General features: G+C 38.0%; 18 protein-coding genes. All 18 read right to left on the bottom strand.

Annotated features, from left to right (window positions below; all coding sequences use genetic code 11):
* Window positions 1–653: 653 nt before the first annotated feature.
* Window positions 654–935 (bottom strand): hypothetical protein, encoded by a 282-nt coding sequence (locus AO843_RS18525; protein ID WP_054612567.1) that lies wholly within the window; start codon window positions 933–935, stop codon window positions 654–656.
* 198 nt (window positions 936–1,133) lie between these two features.
* Entirely contained in the window at window positions 1,134–2,636 is a 1,503-nt protein-coding gene (gene lysS / locus AO843_RS18520; protein ID WP_197278957.1) for a lysine--tRNA ligase, read from the bottom strand.
* 174 nt (window positions 2,637–2,810) lie between these two features.
* Complete coding sequence (dusB, locus tag AO843_RS18515) at window positions 2,811–3,851, bottom strand: tRNA dihydrouridine synthase DusB (protein ID WP_054612565.1); 1,041 nt, start codon at window positions 3,849–3,851, stop codon at window positions 2,811–2,813.
* 87 nt (window positions 3,852–3,938) lie between these two features.
* On the bottom strand, window positions 3,939–4,451 hold the full coding sequence (gene folK / locus AO843_RS18510) for a 2-amino-4-hydroxy-6-hydroxymethyldihydropteridine diphosphokinase (protein WP_054612564.1): 513 nt from the start codon (window positions 4,449–4,451) through the stop codon (window positions 3,939–3,941).
* On the bottom strand, window positions 4,451–4,816 hold the full coding sequence (folB, locus tag AO843_RS18505; protein ID WP_054612563.1) for a dihydroneopterin aldolase: 366 nt from the start codon (window positions 4,814–4,816) through the stop codon (window positions 4,451–4,453). Before folB ends, folK begins: the two co-directional genes overlap by 1 nt.
* The gene (gene folP / locus AO843_RS18500) at window positions 4,816–5,670 is read right to left on the bottom strand and encodes a dihydropteroate synthase (RefSeq protein WP_054612562.1); all 855 of its coding nucleotides are present in this window, start codon (window positions 5,668–5,670) and stop codon (window positions 4,816–4,818) included. The genes folB and folP overlap by 1 nt, the downstream gene beginning before the upstream one ends.
* 13 nt (window positions 5,671–5,683) lie before the next feature.
* Window positions 5,684–6,523, bottom strand: a complete 840-nt coding sequence (pabC, locus tag AO843_RS18495) for an aminodeoxychorismate lyase (RefSeq protein WP_054612561.1) — start codon at window positions 6,521–6,523, stop codon at window positions 5,684–5,686.
* On the bottom strand, window positions 6,524–7,105 hold the full coding sequence (pabA, locus tag AO843_RS18490; protein WP_054612560.1) for an aminodeoxychorismate/anthranilate synthase component II: 582 nt from the start codon (window positions 7,103–7,105) through the stop codon (window positions 6,524–6,526).
* Window positions 7,102–8,511 carry an aminodeoxychorismate synthase, component I gene (pabB, locus tag AO843_RS18485; protein ID WP_054612559.1) on the bottom strand — a complete coding sequence of 470 codons (1,410 nt, stop codon included), beginning with the start codon at window positions 8,509–8,511 and terminating at the stop codon, window positions 7,102–7,104. The genes pabA and pabB overlap by 4 nt, the downstream gene beginning before the upstream one ends.
* A 147-nt stretch (window positions 8,512–8,658) precedes the next feature.
* Window positions 8,659–9,588, bottom strand: a complete 930-nt coding sequence (gene cysK / locus AO843_RS18480; protein ID WP_054612558.1) for a cysteine synthase A — start codon at window positions 9,586–9,588, stop codon at window positions 8,659–8,661.
* Between the two features lie 271 nt (window positions 9,589–9,859).
* Window positions 9,860–10,831, bottom strand: coding sequence for a peptidyl-prolyl cis-trans isomerase (locus AO843_RS18475; protein WP_054612557.1), 972 nt, complete (start codon window positions 10,829–10,831; stop codon window positions 9,860–9,862).
* A complete protein-coding gene (gene hslO / locus AO843_RS18470; protein ID WP_054612556.1) occupies window positions 10,815–11,696 on the bottom strand; it encodes an Hsp33 family molecular chaperone HslO in 882 nt (293 codons plus the stop codon). Before hslO ends, AO843_RS18475 begins: the two co-directional genes overlap by 17 nt.
* A 21-nt stretch (window positions 11,697–11,717) precedes the next feature.
* Window positions 11,718–12,485, bottom strand: coding sequence for a type III pantothenate kinase (locus AO843_RS18465; protein ID WP_054612555.1), 768 nt, complete (start codon window positions 12,483–12,485; stop codon window positions 11,718–11,720).
* A 177-nt stretch (window positions 12,486–12,662) separates the two neighbouring features.
* Entirely contained in the window at window positions 12,663–13,496 is an 834-nt protein-coding gene (locus AO843_RS18460; RefSeq protein ID WP_054612554.1) for an aldo/keto reductase, read from the bottom strand.
* A gap of 164 nt (window positions 13,497–13,660) precedes the next feature.
* Window positions 13,661–15,688 carry an ATP-dependent zinc metalloprotease FtsH gene (gene ftsH, locus AO843_RS18455; RefSeq protein ID WP_054612553.1) on the bottom strand — a complete coding sequence of 676 codons (2,028 nt, stop codon included), beginning with the start codon at window positions 15,686–15,688 and terminating at the stop codon, window positions 13,661–13,663.
* Between the two features lie 281 nt (window positions 15,689–15,969).
* Complete coding sequence (gene hpt / locus AO843_RS18450; protein WP_054612552.1) at window positions 15,970–16,512, bottom strand: hypoxanthine phosphoribosyltransferase; 543 nt, start codon at window positions 16,510–16,512, stop codon at window positions 15,970–15,972.
* Between the two features lie 67 nt (window positions 16,513–16,579).
* Complete coding sequence (tilS, locus tag AO843_RS18445) at window positions 16,580–17,986, bottom strand: tRNA lysidine(34) synthetase TilS (RefSeq protein WP_054612551.1); 1,407 nt, start codon at window positions 17,984–17,986, stop codon at window positions 16,580–16,582.
* Window positions 17,987–18,023: 37 nt separating this feature from the next.
* A complete protein-coding gene (locus AO843_RS18440; protein ID WP_054612550.1) occupies window positions 18,024–20,408 on the bottom strand; it encodes a SpoIIE family protein phosphatase in 2,385 nt (794 codons plus the stop codon).
* Window positions 20,409–20,794 lie beyond the last annotated feature (386 nt).

Raw genomic sequence — 20,794 nt, 5'->3', positions numbered from 1 at the left:
AGCCAGGATCAAACTCTCCATAAAAGAAATTTGATAAGCTCAAATTGTTTTGCTGGCATCAATTTTGATGTCCAAAATTTTGTTTCGTTCACTAGCAAGACTAGTTACTAAAAACTATATTGATTACGTTTTGCTTGTTCAGTTTTCAAGGTTCATTTAGTTAACTGTTTTTTTAACAGCAACTCTTAAATTATAACACAATCAATTTTCGTTGTCAACAACTTTTTTGAAAAGTTTTTTAATTTACAAGAGACAACTTTTAAATTCTATCATAATCAATTTTCAATGTCAACATCTTTTTTAGATTATCTAATCATTACTGAGATGTTGTTTCTTGCGTCGTCTTAACGACAAGTAATAATTTATCATGTTCATAGAAACTTCGCAAGGTTTTTTTAAATAAAAATCGGTTTTATTTAAAAATCACGTATCAGTAAGCTAATTTATACATTTACGAGAATGCAGATTTAACATTATTCTCTTTCCTAACTGAATGATTTGTTTTACTATACATCGCTTTCTTTTAAATCTCAACTATTTTTAGAACTAAAATCAGTAAAACATATAAGCAGGAGTTAAAGTGCCTCTGCTGCATTCTTCTCCTGCTTATTCAAGCAAAGTCCCTCATCATTCTTTACTCAAGTTTTACGCTACTATTTTAAACCGTCATCTTGAGGATCAACTATACTTAAGCACCATAAGAAATTATCCCAAGCAGAATACCAACCACTGAAAATTTCAGAAGAATCATCCCAACGAACATCGAACTTCTTATGCCCATCTATTTCTACTAAATATAAAGTAAGGTTCTCGTCTTTTTTAGCAACCACTAATTTCATTCCATGCTCAAGTTCTTCTTCTGTAAATGGAACATCCGATACAGAACGTAATTGCGCCTGTTCAAATACTTGTTTGTTAATAATTTTGTAATTCATTTTATGCCCCCAATAAAAATACTTCTTTAATATCTACTATATTTGTAAAACATAGAACTATAAAAGTATAACCCAAATATAATCAACGTTTAAACAACTTAATTTTTTTAGTACAAAAAAGAGGAGAATTGCCTTATCCTGCGAATTCTCCTCTTTATTCATTCTATTCTTTTATTGCTACTTAAAAAGAGGCTACTACTATTTTGTAATATGACGCATTGTCGGGAATAATAATACATCACGAATGGATGGTGAATTTGTTAATAGCATGATTAATCGGTCAATACCGATACCTAGTCCACCTGTTGGAGGCATACCATATTCTAATGCTTCAATGAAGTCATTGTCCATTTCATGTGCCTCATCGTTACCAGCTGCTTTCTCGGCTAATTGTGCTTCAAAGCGTTGACGCTGATCAATTGGGTCATTTAATTCTGTAAAGGCATTAGCATGCTCACGACGAACGATAAATAGCTCAAAGCGATCTGTGAAACGCTCGTCCTCTGGATTTTTCTTCGCAAGAGGCGAGATTTCTACTGGGTGTCCGTACACAAATGTAGGCTGTACAAGTGTCTCTTCTATTTTTTGTTCAAAGAATTCATTGATAATATGACCTACTTCATGAACATCTTTAACTTCTACACCATGTTCTTTAGCAAGGGCTTGAGCTTGTTCTTTTGTCATTGGCTGCCAGAAGTCTACACCAGTTGCTTCTTTTACGGCATCCACCATGTGAACTCGCTTCCAACCTACAGCAAGGTTAATTTCATCTTCTCCATACTGAACTGTAGTTGTGCCAAGAACTTCTTGAGCAACATGCGCTATAAGATTTTCAGTTAGAGACATGATATCTTGATAGTCAGCGTAAGCTTCATATAGCTCGATCATTGTAAATTCAGGGTTGTGACGTGTAGAGATCCCTTCGTTACGGAATACACGACCGATTTCATAAACTTTTTCTAAACCACCTACAATTAAGCGTTTTAAATGCAATTCAATTGCGATTCGCATATATAATTCCATATCAAGCGCATTGTGATGTGTAATAAATGGACGAGCAGCTGCACCACCTGCAATTGTATGAAGCATTGGTGTTTCTACTTCTAAATAACCAGCGTTATCAAGATAGTTGCGGATAGCACGGATAATTTTAGAACGTGCTATAAATGTTAATTTGCTATCTTCATTCGTCATTAGATCTAAATAGCGTTGACGATAGCGTTGCTCAACATCCTGTAATCCATGGAATTTCTCTGGCATAGGACGTAGCGCTTTTGTAAGGAATGAAAATTCCTCAGCCTTTACTGAGAGCTCCCCAACTTGTGTACGGAATACATTTCCTCGGACACCTACGATATCTCCTAAATCTGCTTGCTTAAATAATTCATACGCTTCTTCACCTACATGGTCTTGACGAACGTAGATTTGAATTTGGCCACCTAAATCTTGAATATGAGCAAAGCCAGCTTTTCCTTTACCGCGTTTTGTCATAATACGACCCGCAATAATAACCTCTTGAAGATTCTCTTCTAGCTGCTCTTTTGTTTGTTCTGCAAATTGTTCACGTACTTCTGTTGACAAATGTGTACGCTCAAAACGGCTTCCAAATGGATCTTGCCCGTTCTCTAATATAGTCGTCATTTTTTGGCGTCTCACCAAAAGCTGATCATTTAATTCTTCTATGTTTGACACTTGTTTCACTCCTTAAGTAAATTGCGTTTACGTCCATAATATTTCTATTGTACACAATTTTAAAGCTGTAATCATCTGTTTCAGTTTAATTTCAATACAAGATAAGATAATTAATAATTCTAAAAATTAAAGCTTATAAAAAGCGTCTCTGGCTAAACTAGAGACGCCCTTAACTTCTTTGTCCTATATAATTAACTCTTTTGCCTCCGGAATAATAAGGTTGGACTCACACTCTTCATATTCCTGTACAAGGCCATTTAATAGCGCACGGAGCTCTGCAGCAGTTTCCGTTTGGTTAATAGCATTACGTGCTTTACCATTACCACGAATTCCCTTCAAATACCATGATGCATGTTTACGCATTTCACGCACCGCAATACCTTCCCCTTTTAATTGGAGAAGACGTTCAAAGTGAAGTAGACATACATCCATTTTCTCGCGCACACTTGGTTCTTCTTTTAACTCACCAGTTTCTAAATATTGAACTGTACGATAAATCATCCATGGGTTACCCAATGCAGCACGACCAATCATCACTGCATCTACACCTGTAGTTTCGAGCATACGTTTAGCGTCCTGTGGTGTTTCTACATCACCATTACCAAGAACAGGGATCTTTACATTTTCCTTTACCTGACGAATGATATCCCAATTCGCTTTACCTTCGTACATTTGTACACGAGTACGTCCATGAACCGCTACTGCTGATGCTCCTGCACGCTCAACAGCTTGGGCATTTTCAATAGCAAAGATATGCTCATCATCCCAACCAATACGCATTTTAACGCTGATAGGTTTTTTCACAGCATCGACAACAGCTGCCACCATTTCATATACTTTATTTGGATCTAATAACAAACGCGCTCCCGCTTCACATTTAATAATTTTATTAACAGGGCAACCCATGTTGATATCGATAATATCAGCGGTTGTATTTTCATCCACATACTTAGCCGCTTCTACTAATGTTTCTTTATCTCCACCAAAAATTTGCAATGATAGGGGATTTTCACGTTCATCAATATAAAGCATACCTAATGTTTTTTCATTTTTTTGGACAATGCCCTTATCACTAATCATTTCAGCATATACAAGTCCTGCTCCGAACTCCTTAACCGTTAATCGGAAAGCAGAGTTACAAATTCCTGCCATTGGAGCTAATACAACACGGTTGTCCATGACAATATCGCCAATTTGAAAGGGCTTCTCTGTTGTTTGACTCAACGTTGTCTTCCTCCTATATAGGCATTCACCTATTTATCCATATCTATTGTTAATGCAATACATTTAAAATTATTATAAAAGGCCTACCTAACTCACTGTAAGAGGTTCGTTAAACAGCTTCCACAAGCTTACACCTTCACTCTCACAATCCATCTGTTTCAATAAGTTATGAGCTTGTTGTAGCTGATCTCCGAATGGTGTTGGTGTAATCTCAACTAGTGGTACTAAGACGAATGCTCGCTCATACATTCTTGGATGAGGTACAATTAGGTTATCTGTTTCAATATTTTCATGATTGTATACCAAAATGTCAAGGTCAATGATTCGCGGACCCCAGCGAAATTCTCGTACACGCCCTAATTCCTGTTCAACCGATTGGCAAATCTCCAACATATTAGCAGATGAGGCATCTGTTTTTAGATGAACAGCAATATTCAAAAAATCTGCCTGGTCTGTATACCCTACTGCCGCTGTTTCATAAACAGATGAAATACGAACAACTTCAATGTTCTCCTCTTCTTTTAAAAGAGCAACAGCTTGTTGAAGGTTCTCATATCGCTCCCCCATATTTGTACCTATAGATAAGTAGACATCCTTCATTAGAAATCACCTCTCGTTACTTCAACAGAAACCTCTTTGTAATAGCCATGAATTGGTGGGTCTGGTTTAATCAGTTCTACACGAACACCTTTTACTTTTTCAGGGTAGGTTGTTAATATGACGTTTGCTATTTTCACAACAAGGGCCTCAATAAGCTTAAAAGGTTCTCCTTCCACAATGTCACGACATAACGCATATACCTCAGCATAATTCACTGTATAAGTTAGATCATCTGTTTCTCCAGCCATTGTCATATCTACAGCAAGCGAAACATTTGCTCGAAAACGTTGACCAAGAGTTGTTTCTGCAGCTAGTACCCCATGGTAACCGTAAAACTGCATGTCCTTTAAATGAATATAATCCATTATGCCTCCTCCTTATACAATCGTTTCCCTACCAACACATCAGCCATATGCGTTGCACGTGCCATTTCTTTTACATCATGAACGCGTATCATATGACAGCCCTTTTCGATTCCATAAACTACTGTTGCCCCCGTCCCTTCAAGACGTTCCTCAACAGGTAGATTCAAAACATTACCAATCATGGATTTACGCGATGTTGCTAAAAGCACAGGGTAGCCCATACCCACTAAATCCTTTAAGTGCTGCATCATAGCAATATTGTGCTCGGTATTTTTGGCAAAGCCGATACCAGGATCTAGGATAATATGATTATCAGGGACCCCAGCTTGATGTGCGATAGCAATACTTTTTTCTAAATCTGTCTTTGCTGTCGTCCAAAAATCAACACCATAATCCTTATTTTCACGATTGTGCATTAAAATAATAGGAACATGTAAATCAGCAGCAACCTGTGCAATCTCCGGTTCCGCTTTCGCTCCCCAAATATCATTTATGATATGCGCCCCTGCCTCGACGGCTGCTCGCGCTACATTTGCTTTATACGTATCAACGGAAATAATGGCATTTACTTCTTTCAATATTGCTTTAATAACAGGTACAATACGCGCAATTTCATCTTCATCTGAAATACGCTCGTAACCAGGACGTGTAGATTCTCCGCCTACATCAATTATTTTAGCCCCATCTGCCACCATTTTTTTTGCTTGAACTACTGCAGCTTCAACATTGTTGAATTTTCCTCCATCTGAGAAGGAGTCGGGTGTAACATTTAGAATACCCATTACAAAGGTTTCTTTTGTAAAGTCTAATGTAATACCATTAATCGTTAATGGTTTCTTATATTTTTTAAGCATACAAACGCTCCTTCTATCCTTGCTCCACTTCTTGAACAAATGCATCATGTAAACACGAATAAACAGGCCCTTTATTACCCAATAATTGCTGGTTCTCTAAATTAATGATTGGTACAAGCTCCTGCACAGAATTGGTAATAAAGCATTCCGTACTTTGTCGTAAGTCTTCCTTCGTATAAAAGCCTTCTCTTACTTCAATACCAAGAGCAACAGCTTTCTTAATAACCCAAGCTCGAATAACTCCTGGTAAAATACCTGTTTCCAAAGAAGGCGTATATAGTATATCATTTTTTACCCAAAAAACATTTGAGGTCACACCTTCTGCAACATAGCCAGTTTCCGTTAAAAAGAAACCTTCTTGCTGTGCCAATGATGGCAACTCGAAGCGACCAAGCACATTGTTGCCATAATGATGTGATTTAACCCTCAATCCTTGTTCAGGTGAATTCCGTGGTGTAGTAAGCCATTGAGCTGTCTTTTCAGTACCACGAGGTGTGTCCTGTAATTCTTTACGAAAGATAATGACATTGGGTTGTGCATATTCTGTCGGTTGCAAACCAATATTATGTTCTCCTGCTGAAACATTAAGACGGAAATAGCCATCCTGACCACCCGCCTGTTCATTTAATTGTTGCACAATCTCAAGTAAAACATTTTCGGGATAAGTGAAATGAATGCGATATTGTGATAAAGCTTGCTGTAACCTTTCCATATGCGCGTTCCATTCAAATACCTGACCTTCATATGTTCGGAACGTTTCAAAGAAACCCAAACCATATAAAAAACCATGGTCAAAGGGGGAAATCCGTAAATCCTGTGCGGCAGTATAGCTTCCGTTCATCCAGCACTGCATTTATTTCACTCCTTCTACGTACATTTCTATAAATTGACGTAGGAGTTTTTTACCTTGCTCAGTCATAATAGATTCTGGATGATATTGTACGCCCTCTATTGGATAATCTTTGTGACGAAGCCCCATAATTTCTTCCTCTTCTGTCCAAGCGGTTACTTCTAGGCACGTCGGTAGTGTCTCTTTTTCTACAATAAGAGAGTGATAGCGAGTAGCTTGGAACGGATTTGGCATAGCTTGATGTAAACCAACTTCAGCATGGAACACAGGTGATGTCTTTCCATGCATAAGGCGCTCCGCTCGTACTACCTGGCCACCAAATACTTGTGCAATAGCCTGATGTCCAAGACACACACCCAAAATCGGAATATTTCCCGCGAAATATCGGATAATGTTCAGACTTTCACCCGCCTCATTTGGACTACACGGCCCCGGAGAAATAACAATCATATCAGGTGCTAGTTGCTCTATTTCTTCTACTGTTAATACATCATTTCGCTTTACTACCACTTCATGACCAAATTCACCCAAATATTGTACGATGTTATAAATAAACGAATCATAGTTATCGATCATTAAAATCATTTTGCTCGCTCCTCCGCCATTGCCTTTGCCTGCCACATTGCCTTCGCTTTATTTAAAGATTCCTGATATTCTCTTTCTGGAACAGAGTCAATGACAATACCTGCTCCTGCCTGAATATGTGCAACCCCATCTTTTATAAATGCTGTACGAATCACAATATTGAACTCCATGTCTCCGGTATAGCCGAGCCAGCCAATGGAACCCGTGTATAAACCTCGTCGTACAGGCTCTAATTCTTCAATAATCTCCATCGTACGTATCTTCGGTGCACCAGTAATAGTACCTCCTGGGAACATGGCACGGATAACGTCTGCATTTGTTTTGCCTTCCGCTATTTCTCCCCGCACATTAGAAACAATATGCATGACATGTGAATAGCGTTCAATGACCATAAACTCATCCACTTCTACTGTTCCATAAGTTGATACTCGACCTAAATCATTACGTTCTAAATCTACTAACATCACATGCTCTGCACGTTCTTTCTCATTATCAATTAATTCTTGAGCTAACGCTAAATCTTCCGCTTCAGATTTCCCTCTTGGTCGAGTTCCTGCAATTGGTCTCGTCGATAACTCTTGACCTTGACGTTTGACTAAAAGCTCAGGTGATCCAGAAACAACAGCAAAATCGGGCGCTTCAATATAAGCCATGTAAGGTGACGGATTAAAGGCTCGTAATGCCTCATATACATCCATCGCTGTCGCATTTAATTTTTTGGATTGACGAACAGACAAATTCACCTGAAACACATCACCTTGTGCAATATAAGTTTGAATTTTTCTCACTGCCGCCTCAAAATCAGTTCCTGCAAATGAAACAAGCAATTCATTCTCATCATTGACAACTTCTATAGCATTTGTTTTTTCAAATTTGCGCATAGCTAGCGCATCCTGGGCTGCAACCTGCCAATTGGTAGCCCACTCTTCTAAGTCAACAGCACAATCTTCTAACTTCATTAGCGTGACTGTATTGTTTTTTACATCGTGTACTGCCCAGCAATCAAACAGATAAAAATAAATATCTGGTACTTGTAGATCATCCTTAGCTATATTGGGAAGTACTTCAATTTTACGCGCATAATCATATGTCACAAATCCAACAGCGCCTCCCTGAAAAACCGGAAGTTCCACATTATAAGAAATTTGATATTCTGCCACGAGTTCTTCCAGTAATGTAAGAGATTCACCAGGTAAAACTTCACTCCTGCCGTTTCTCCAATTTACTAAAAGTCCATCTTCTACTGATTGTGCAGTTGCTAATGGATTCCAAGCAGCTATTGTAAAATGACCTCCACGTCCACTTTCTAAAAAGACATGCGAATGTTGTGTCTCTGTTTGCTTTTTATAACTATAAAAAAATGAATCTGCATCCATCGTTACTGTTTTCGTAAGAATTGTCTTCAAGTTAGTTTTCCCCTTTAAATCATATGATGTGATTCCATCTTAACTTGAATATTACATAGATGCGAATATTTTTATAAGGCCTATGAGTTTCTAAGCGCACTAAAAAAGACCCCTTAACATGAAGGAGTCTTTTTTTATAAACTTAAATTAATCTTCAAATTGATATAGAGGTGTTGATAGGTAACGTTCACCATTTGAAGGCACAATCGCAAGGACATTTGAACCCTTACCTAAACGTTTTGCGGCTTCAATCGCAGCGTAGATTGCAGCGCCAGATGAAATACCACATAAAATCCCTTCTTCACGCGCTACTTTACGAGCTACCTCAAAAGCTACCTCGTTTTCAACAGGGAATACAGAAGAATAGATATCCGTATCTAAAACAGTTGGCACAAATCCAGCTCCTATTCCTTGAATTTTATGTGGACCTGGTTGACCACCAGAAAGAACTGGAGAATCTTTTGGCTCTACAGCGATAATTTCTATATTTGGATATTTTTCTTTTAATACGGCACCTGCACCTGTAATAGTACCTCCTGTACCAACTCCAGCTACAAATGCATCTAGTGTTAAGCCATCAAAAGCTTCAACAATTTCAGGGCCTGTTGTTAGACGGTGAATAACAGCGTTTGCTGGGTTCGTGAATTGTTGTGGCAAGAAATAGCCATGCTCTGCAGATAGTTCTTCTGCTTTAGCAATAGCCCCCTTCATCCCAGCTGGACCAGGAGTTAACACAAGCTCTGCACCATAAGCACGAAGTAGGTTACGACGCTCTAAGCTCATTGTTTCTGGCATAACTAAAATGGCTTTATAGCCTTTAGCTGCTGCAATCATCGCAAGACCAATACCTGTATTACCAGATGTTGGCTCGATAATCGTACCACCTGGTAGTAACGTTCCATCTTTTTCAGCTGCTTCAATCATCGCTAAAGCTAATCGGTCTTTCACAGAGCTCCCCGGATTAAAATACTCTAATTTTACATAAACAGTACCTTCATTTTCACTTGTTGCATGATTTAATTTTACGATTGGTGTTTTACCAACTAATTCAGCTATAGAGTTCGCTAATCTACTCATTTAATAATCCACTCCCAATCCCTACTATTTTTATAGGTTTTACTTATTTTGTATTTTATCAATTTTACCATTCGATTGTCAATAAATAAAACTTGTATTTTCAGAATATTTATCTTCTGTAAATGGATATTTTACTAGTCAATCAAACATCGCACAAAGAGTAAAAAGAATCTGCATCATTTGGCGGGTAAGTCCATTCTGATGACATCAAATGCCTGCAAGTTTTTTAGACTCCTACTACCCGCAAAAATCTTGCAGACTCTTTCATTTATCACTTCTCTTTTTTAGACTCTCCATAATACCATGTAGCATTAAATTCAGACCAAAATGCTTCCGGTGTAACAGATTGTGGCAATTGCTCTAAAGCCAATTCTCGCTCGATATGTTCTTTCACATCGTCATATGTAAAGGATTGCCCCTCCAAAACCTCTTGCACCTGAACAATCCCATAATGACCATTATCTAACTTAAAGGCTTTACTTACTTCATTTGCCTTTATAGATTTCACAGCATTGATAATGGCAGGATCCACATTTTCCTGATTTTCAATAAGGAAACCAACATCTCCTCCTAAGCTTGCAGAAGCACTGTCTAAGGAAATTTCACGGGCCAGCACTGAAAAATCAGAGCCATTTTTTAATTCACCCAATGCCTCATCAGCAGCTTTCTTGGAGTCCACCTCAATAAAATTGGTACGATAGCTTGTTTTTGTATTGTAAAGTCCCTGATTTTCCTCATAGTACTTTTCAATACTTTCTTCACTTATCACTACGTCTTTTGTAAGTACCTTATCTAAGATAAGTTGTGAACGAATTTTTTGGCGTAGTTGCTCTGCTGAGAGATTTTGCATAGCTGTATCAAATTTATCTTGAGCAGAACGCATTAAGGCTAATTCTAGATCAATTTCTTGATCAGTAACTTTAATTTTATATGTCTTTGCCGCCTTTTCCATTACAGATTCATTAACTAAATTTTGCAATGTTTCTTTGCCATATCGTTCTTCCATTGCAATCATCCACTCTTGTCGCGTGATAACATCCCCGTCAATGGCAGCGACTTGTTCGTCGCTACCAATTTCCTGACCTTTATTTGGGATTAACCAAGCAATAAACCATAAAATATTGCTTAATAATAATACTGTAATGACAGCCAAAGCTGGTTTTGTCTTTAAACGACGTTGTAATAAAGGGGTTTGGTTTGGTGTTGAAGTGGCAGAAGGTCGTCTATTACGATTGGAGCTCATCAATAAACCCTTCTAACTCTTCTTTTGAAAAATGGTATCTCTCTAGGCAGAAATGACATTGTGCTTCTGCACTACCATCCTCTTTAATCATTTCTTTAATTTCTGCTATTCCTAGACCTAAAATTGCTGCACCAAACCGCTCTTTTGAACATTGACATTTAAATTCAACTGGCATGGAATCTAGAATTTTCAGATGACCATTTCCTAATACAGCCTCTAAAATTTGCTCAGGTGTATAACCTTTTTCAATCATTTTTGAAACGGGCTCTATTGTAGCAAGATGTTGTTCGATTTCATTGATTGTCTCTTCATCACAGCCTGGCATTAATTGCAGAATGAATCCTCCAGCTGCAAGAATTGTGTTGTCCGGGTTTACCAAAACACCTAAACCAACTGATGAAGGCACTTGCTCAGATGTAGCAAAATAATAAGTAAAATCTTCAGCAATTTCACCTGAGACAATCGGTGTTTGACCAGAGAACATATCTCTTAAACCAATGTCCTTGACGATTGTTAACGCTCCTTCTGTTCCAACCCCCGCTCGCACATCTAGCTTACCATGCTCGTTTAAGTCGAAATGAACATGAGGATTTGTGACAAATCCTCGTACTTCTCCATACGCATTACTATCGATCACCATTGGACCGATTGGACCATTACCCTCAATTTTAATGGTGATTTTCTCCTCACCTTTTAACATAGCTCCCATCATTACAGCGGCTGTCATTGAACGTCCTAAAGCTGCTGATACAACCGGCCATGTATCGTGACGACGTTGCGCTTCTGCAACTGTGGCTGTGGTACGTGCTGCAAACACACGAACCTGCCCATTAAATCCTAAACCTCTAACTAAATAATCCTTCATAAACGAAATGTCCCTCATTTCCTATTGGTTACGTTTATATAACTTATATAAACCCTTTAAAGTTAAATACGGATCCACAACATCAATAATTTGCGTTTCCCCTGCAATTAGATTTGCTAATCCTCCAGTAGCAATAACTAATGGCTCCTCTTTACTTTGTGCCTTCATTCGATTAACAATGCCTTCAACTTGTCCAACAAAGCCATAAAAAATTCCGGCCTGCATGGCAGAAACAGTTGTTTTCCCTACAATATGTGTAGGTCTCAATATTTCAATACGTGGCAATCTTGCAGCCTGTGTATAAAGTGCCTCTGTAGAAATCGTTATACCTGGCGCAATAGCACCACCCATGTAATCGCCTTTTTCGTTTAAATAGCAATAGGTTGTCGCTGTACCAAAATCAACTATAATGCAAGGTGCCTTATATAAGTCTAAAGCTGCTATAGCGTTGACAATACGGTCAGAACCAACTTCACGAGGATTTTCGTATTTAATATTTAAACCTGTTTTCACACCTGGACCCACTACTAGCGGTTTTTTTCGAAAATACTTCTGACACATTGCCTCTAATGAAAACATAATTGGTGGCACAACCGAGGATATAATAATGCCCGTAATTTGTTCAAATGAAATGCCTGCGTGATTAAAAAACGAAAGAACTTGCATAGCATATTCATCTTCGGTTTTATAAAGGTCTGTCACCATACGCCAATGGAAGGCTAACTGATCGTTGTCATCATAGACACCTAACACAATATTAGAATTCCCTGCATCTAAAACTAAAATCAAGGTTGACACCTCCCATATCGTCATTGTAACTTTCTCAAACGTACTGTTACAACTTACACCATCAATCTCAATTGAATTTAAAACACTTTAGAAAATGATACCATACTTTTTATACTAGGAAATAGTATTCAAACCTTCATAAAAAAAGAGCCTCCAAAATTAGGAAGCCCTTAAAAATTATTTAAAATTAAACTTTTCAGGATCTGGACCACAACGTAATCCATCATTTAAAGCATCCAATTGAGTCATTTCATCATCTGATAATACAAAGTCAAAAACATCAAGATTCTCAACCATACGTGTTGCTGTCATCGTTTTTGGAATAGTTACAACATTGTGCTGTACATCATAGCGTAACACGATCTGTGCGGGTGTTTTACCATATTTAGAAGCTAGCTCTTGAATCAATACTTCCTCCAATAATGCACCGTTCATTAAAGGAGACCACGCCTCCACCTGTATACCCTTATCATTACAATAGGCACGAACTTCCTCTTGTGTTAAATGTGGATGGAATTCAATTTGATTAATAACAGGAACAACTGTAGCTTCTTTCATAAGACTTTCTAAATGATGTACGTGGAAGTTACTAACACCAATTGAACGCACACGACCATCTTGATAAATTTTTTCAAGTGCTTTATAAACACCCAAATAATTTTGGTCAGTACCTGGCCAATGCACTAAATACAAATCCAAATAATCTAATCCTATTTTCTCTAAACTGCTATCATAAGCGGCAAGTGTTTCTTCATAGGAAAGTCCATCGTTCCATACTTTAGATGTTATAAATAGTTCTTCACGAGTTACCAAACCTTCCTCAATGGCTGCTCGTATCCCTCGTCCAACACTTTCTTCATTACGATATACTTGCGCTGTATCAATGCTACGATAACCTTTAGCGATAGCTGTTTTTACCGCTTCAGCTAGATCTTCTCCTTCTGGAACACGAAATACACCGTAACCAACCAAAGGCATTTTAAGTCCATTATTCAAAGTTACATTTCCCATGTTAAACACTCCAATCTGTTTTTACTAACACATACAACTTCTCCGCATCTAAGCTCAGAGTTGTATGCAGCTGACTTACCTAAATATATCCTAATGCTTATTAGCAAGAAAAGGCAAAGAAAAAGACTGTTTACCAAACATCTAGTAAACAGTCTTTCCAAGTTTTAATCACGCTTTTCATCGATACCCTTAGGAGCATCATTTGGTTCTTTACTTTCTTTTGCCAGATCCAAAGTTGTTGGGTTTGGCTCTTTACTAAGTAGCTCTTTCTCAACAACGGGTTCACCAATAGTATCTAATGTTGGCTTCGCTTCAATCTTCGGAGTAATCTCCTCAGCTTTCTCTACAGCCTCTGGTTCTGGTAAAACACCATGATCACGTAAATGCTCGATTTCCTGTGCATTTAATGTTTCTTTTTCCATTAAAGTACCGGCAATCAAATCAAGCAGATGACGTTTTTCCGTAAGGATACGCTTCGTACGCTCATATTGTGTATCAATAATTTTTTGCATTTCTTTATCAATTTCATAGGCTACTGAGTCAGAATAGTTTTGATCAGAATTAAAATCACGACCAAGGAATACATTACCACCCTGACTTGAACCGAATTGCATAGCACCAAGGTTTTCACTCATTCCGTATTCGGTAACCATAGCACGCGCAATACTTGTAACCTTTTGGAAGTCGTTATGTGCCCCAGTAGAAACTTCACCAAGAACAATTTCTTCAGCTACACGACCACCAAGAAGACCTGCAATACGATCTAAAAGCTCTTGCTTTGTTGTAAAGAAGCGTTCTTCCTTCGGTAACATAATCGCATATCCACCCGCTTGACCACGTGGAACAATTGTAACTTTGTGTACTGTATCCGCTTCATCAAGCTCAAGACCTACTACTACGTGACCAGCTTCATGGAAGGAAACAAGTTTTTTCTCTTTAGCTGAATATACTCGACTTGCTTTTGCTGGCCCAGCAATTACTCGGTCAGAGGCTTCATCGATATCCACCATATTGATTGTGCGTTTACTTTTACGAGCTGCAACAAGTGCTGCTTCGTTTAGTAAGTTTTCTAGATCTGCACCTGAGAAACCTGGTGTACGTTGAGCAACTGCTGCTAAATCAACTGTATCTGCTAAAGGCTTATTGCGTGCGTGTACTTTAAGAATAGCTTCACGCCCTTTTACATCAGGATGACCTACTGTAATTTGACGGTCAAAACGACCTGGACGTAATAACGCTTTATCTAAAATATCTGGGCGGTTTGTTGCAGCGATGATAATAATACCTTCGTTTGCTCCGAAACCATCCATTTCAACTAACAATTGGTTGAGTGTTTGTTCACGCTCATCATGTCCACCGCCAAGACCTGCGCCACGTTGACGACCAACCGCATCAATTTCATCAATAAAGATAATACATGGTGCGTTTTTCTTAGCATTTTCAAATAAATCTCGGACACGTGATGCACCGACACCGACAAACATTTCTACGAAGTCAGAACCTGAAATAGAGAAGAATGGAACGCCTGCTTCACCTGCTACTGCACGTGCAAGTAATGTTTTACCAGTACCTGGAGGACCGACAAGCAAGATACCTTTTGGAATACGTGCACCAATTTCAGTAAATTTGCGATGGTCTTTTAAGAAATCTACGACCTCGACAAGCTCTGCCTTTTCTTCATCAGCACCTGCAACATCTGTAAAACGTACTTTTTTCTTTTGGTCATCATAAAGTTTAGCTTTACTTTTACCAAAGCTCATCACTTTATTACCGCCACCTTGAGATTGGCTCATTAGGAAGAAGAATAAGAAAATGATGATAATGAAAGGAATAATTCCTGTAAAGAATTGAATCCATCCACTTGTCTCTGGTGCTGCTAAATAACTAATATTACTATTTTTATCCTTAGCAGCCTCATCGATACGGTCCATTAAAGATTGGTTATCACGAGGGATATTCGTTGTAAAGCTTTGACCCTTTTCATAACCTTTCAGTGTACCTTCAACGACGTAAACTGATTTATCAGGTTGAATTGTAGCACTTGTTATTTCTTTTTTATCTAGAGCTTGTTGAAACTCATGATAAGATAATTCTTTCGTTGGTGAATTACCACTATTGAAAGTACCAAAAATACCGATAATCACTAGGAAAATCAGTAGATAGAATATGGTATATCGAAATATTCGATTCATCTCCAGCCTCCTCATTACAAACAGAAAAATTATAAGTAAAATCTTAACATATCATGATTTCATCATACAACGAAAAGCCCTACTTAAAAAATGTTTCGTTCATTTTTTCTATTATCAAAACAGTTTTTAGGCCATCTTTATACATCCCAGCGTAATTGTACCTGTTCCTTGGGCTCGAAATAGCTGAACATTGTGTCAAGATTTTGAATTATGTTAAACATAACAAAAAATACGTGACTTGCGCTGGAGGCCAAAACTTTTAAAGCTGGTGGTGTTGTATCTTAGAATGAATAAACTTCAGGTTTCAAGATACCAATATAAGGTAAGTTACGATATTTTTCAGCGTAATCTAAACCATATCCAACCACAAAGCCGTCTGGAACTTCAAAACCAACATAATCTGCAGATAGGTTAACTTTTCGACCTGATGGTTTATCAAGCAGTGTAACGATTTTAATGGATTTTGCTTTACGATATTTAAATAAATCTACTAGATAGCTTAACGTTAAACCGCTATCAATAATATCCTCGATAATTAATACGTCACGCCCCTCAACGCTTGTATTTAAATCCTTTAAAATTTTTACTTCTCCTGATGAAACAGTCGCATTACCATAGCTAGAAACATCCATGAAATCTAACTCAATGAAAGAATCAAAACGTTTCATGAGGTCTGTCATAAATGGCATTGCTCCTTTAAGAACACCAACAGCTAATGGGAATGCATCTTTGTATTCCGCTGTTAATTGTGCACCTAGATCTGCAATTCTTTCTTGCAATTGTTCTTCTGTAATCATAACTTTTTCGATGTCTTTTTGTAACATATCGATTCCTCCTCGTGATGTATCAACAAATCTTCAACCTATTACGGTGAATTTTTTTACAAAGACCTTAGTCTACGATGAGCACTGTATCATCGTTTGGTTGAGGAGTGGTTGAAAAAAATATTCCCACACGCACACCAATTACCGCTACCACCTCATCAGACTGAGAAATCAGTAGCGGCCAGCTATTCCGCTCATTCAAAGGAATCTTTTCATCTATAAAAAGGCGAGATAAGCGTTTTGGCTGATCCATTCCTTTTAACAGCATTCTGTCTCCATCCTTGCGTGCTCGAATATAGAGCGGTAGGTGGAGTTTGCTAGCGTTAAAATAAAAAAGTTGTGCAGTATCCGTCATCAATTCTGACGATAAATCGTGCAACTTGACTACGCATAAGCGTTCACCATTTGTCAGTGTTGTCCACCCATTAGCAGTTGAAAGAATCATTTTCTCAGAAGAAGCGCATCCTTCTGTTGAACCATTCTTCTGAATCGTTAATTTTCCGTAACGGCGAACTGCAAGGAATTCCTCAGGCAAGTGAATTTCAGCATACCCTGCTGTCGTATCACAAAGCTTTAAAATTGAAGTCAATAAAGCATAACTTTGTATCGTATTTGAATCTTTGTAAAGATAGTTTAATAGTATTAAAATGAGCCTCCTTTGTAAAGCAAGTGGTACCAATTGAAAAGCCTCAATTTCCATGCTATATGTATTTTCGTTACTTCTTGTTATGGTTTTGGAAAATACATCTTGAGCTAATGACATTAAAAAGGTATTGTCTTCTTGCAATTGCGATGTAAAATGGGTCACTTGTTCGGTCACTCGCGGGTTTTCTGCCTCCAGTAAAGGCACCACATGATGTCTAAATCGATTTCGTACATAGCTATCTTTCGAATTGCTGGCATCCTCTCGATAATTTAAACCTTTTCTAAGTAAATATTCCCCTATTTCAGTCTTTGTAACCGTTAAAAACGGACGAATTAATGATTTTCCTTCAAAATGTCGCTGAGGGCGTATGCCTTGCATGCTATTCATTGTTGCATTTTTTGTCAGGGCCATTAATACTGACTCCAGTTGGTCATCCGCATGATGTGCAGTTACAAGCTTTTTAGCATTAGTTTTGTGCAAAACTTCTTTAAAATACCGATACCTTTCTCTACGACAAATTAGCTGTGTATTCCCATTTTCCTGTGCCATAATGGTTGGAATCGGAATCGCTGTGGCATGTAAGTTAACGCCATTTTCATCACAATACTTTTGTACAAATGCTCTATCTTCAGCAGAAGCCTCTCCTCTTAGCATATGGTCGACATGTACTGCCTCCACCCGAATGTTCCATTGCTCTTGTGTTTGAACAAAATAATGGAGTAAAGCCATAGAATCTACTCCACCCGAAACGGCGATGAGAAGATGGTCGTCTTGCTGTAATAATTGCTCTTTTTCAATAAATGCTTTGACCTTTAATTCAAATGACAAACGCTTCTCCTCCCCTTTTCGTTGATATGAAAGATGTTTAGCTCACAGAATATTGAGCTGGTCTAAATACAGCCCACGTCGGTACAACATGCGTCACCTCTAACATTAGTACAGTACAGTCATCTTCTATTTCAAAATAATCTTGGAATGACTGCATAATTGTTGTTAGCTTTTCTTGAATAGTATTATTTGTACTTGCTACTTGCTGTGCATAAGCTAAAAATGTCTCCTCCTGCTCATCCCAATCAGCAACACTAGAAAACAGGCCATCTGAATGCATTAAAATGACATCCCCTGCTTTCAGCTTTCTTTTTTCAGCTTCGACCCCTGAAATAGATAAGAACCCTACAGGTGCTGCATTACTTTCAACCTTTATTATTTCCTTCCCTCGTAAAATATAGGTCGACATTCCTCCAGCCTTCCATGACCATAAATCACCATGTTGTAAATCAACAAGTGCAAAATCAAGGGTTGCATACATGTCATCCTGTTGCTTTAATGACATAACATAATGCAACGTATGCATCGCTGTTTCAGGATTCATATTGTAATTGAGGCACTCTCGCATTAAATGTATTAATTTTCTACTTTCATGTTGCGCTTCTTTACTTTGCCCCATACCATCAGATAACAAAATGGCAAAAAGACCTGGATGCAATTGGAAAAGGGCGTGTGAATCGCCAGAGTACAATGTCGCATCTTTAGACATACTATATATATCATACTCTACTTCAAAGCTAATAGCTGATCTAAAGCATATTTGAATATGACGAAACGGTATTTCACAAGCCACAACTTTTTCAATTTCAAATGGCTCATTAAAAATTTCATAAAGAATCGGCAAAATCATACGTTCAGCTAATGTTGTATCTTTCTCCCAATCGACACGCGCTGGCGCTAAAGCACAAACAATCTTTCTTGCCCCTGGCTTATTGCTAAGCACATCAAGCTGAAAACATTCAATATGAGCATCCTTTAAGCGTTCAATGATGTCCTTTTCTACACTTACAAATGAAATTGTGTCCTCCTTCATCTCAGCAATTAATTGGTTTAAGTGATTACTCATATCACGAAGTTGCAATGCAATCATTTTTTTGCCATGGAAATATTGCCCGTTAATGCGTTCCCTATATAATTCCGTATCTAACTCCTCGAAAATCTTCGTAGATTTCACGCATTTATAGCGTATTTGTTCTTCTACACGATGCATAGCTGATTCCTTACCTACCCCCTTCACATGAAACCAATCTGTCATCAACTTGTCCATGCCATTATTTTGCGCTCCCCAGCAATGATCATAACGGAAACAGCTTAAACATGTATTCATTGGTGATACTTCCTTAGCTGCTTCAACTGGCGTGGTCATAAAACGATCAAACACAAGCTCCTTCATAAACTGCACGAAATGTTGAAAATGTTCTAATTTGTATGTTACGTGTTCGGTTAACCAATTTTGTCTAGCCAGTAAAACTTCCTCACGCTGTGGAAAGAGCTTGTCCCTCACCTTATCTGAGTACTTTCTAGGGATTGTTAGGAAAAGAACACTCCCAATGGCAATGGACGTGAAATATACGCTATCTAAAGGTAATGTCGCATCATAAAATAAAAAAAATACGCTAGGCAAAATACTCCCGATTGCAACCCCAAATCTGCCACCTTTAGCCCCCATACCTGCACATAGTCCTGTTAAGGTGGCAACAGATAACATACCCGTGAAGGAGAGCTTAGCAATACCAATCAACGTCCCTAACACTGCACCTATTACTGTTGCTAACGGTACACTTCCAACTAATGCTCCAAAACAAATAAAAAGCTGTAATAAAAATATAGGGAGTGAAAAATAGCTAATCACAACTGCTTGCATCCCTGTAAGCATGGCGGCAAATACCACTAACCCTGAACCAAGTTTCTCGTAAGTCCAATGACTCGTAAACCATTCATACGAATTGACGAAAAGCACTTGCATAAATAGAGTCATAATAAGAGCTAGCGCTGCCTCACAACCCACATAAAATTGTACAAGCACTGGTGGTAAGCCTTGATACATCACTCCTTGCCACATGATTTGTACCAACAGAACTGCTAAAGAAACGGCAATACTTTGAGGAAGTTGCCAGTAACGGAAACGCATAATACATTCATACATGATGATTTGTAATGCTAGAATAAGGACTTGTCCAAAGCCTAGGAAAAAGCAGCCCGCCAAACTTCCGAATAAAACAAATTTGGCATACTCCCTATACTTTGTTCGAATAATGGCCCAAAAAGGAACTGAGAACGGTACCGCCGCTTCAAATACAACGGATTGAGCCAAAAAAAAGGATGTTAGAAGAAATAGGGAGCCTATGAGTATCTGCTTCTTTTTCATTCCTAACTTTCGGTCATCTACATTTGCTGTATTATACCATTCAATACTTGTCATTTAATTTTCCCCTTTCCGCACTTTTGGCTATTATAAAGAAATATGCATGGAAAGATTGTCTGACGTTGACAGAAAAATATATAAACATTTCGACGAATAGATATACATAAATACGTGAATTGGCAACAATTTCTTTTGCAATTGTCTGTCATTGTAGTCTTGTATGAAATTATCTGTTCCTGACTATCAAACAGTTATAGTTTACTTTTTATTATGAAGCCCTTATTAGCAGGCGTTCCATCTACTATCAATCACTCTATTCACCCATTACGGCGATATAATTCTACTTAAGAACAAAAAATCCGCTAAAATCTCCTTATATAGCTGACTCTGTCTCATATTGTTTTAACAATTTTATTGTAAAACATATTTTTTGATATTTTTTT

The sequence above is a fragment of the Lysinibacillus sp. ZYM-1 genome, assembly GCF_001308875.1.
Classification (GTDB): domain Bacteria; phylum Bacillota; class Bacilli; order Bacillales_A; family Planococcaceae; genus Lysinibacillus.
Note: the sequence above shows the minus strand (reverse complement) of the source record. Positions and strands in the feature narration are given on the sequence as shown.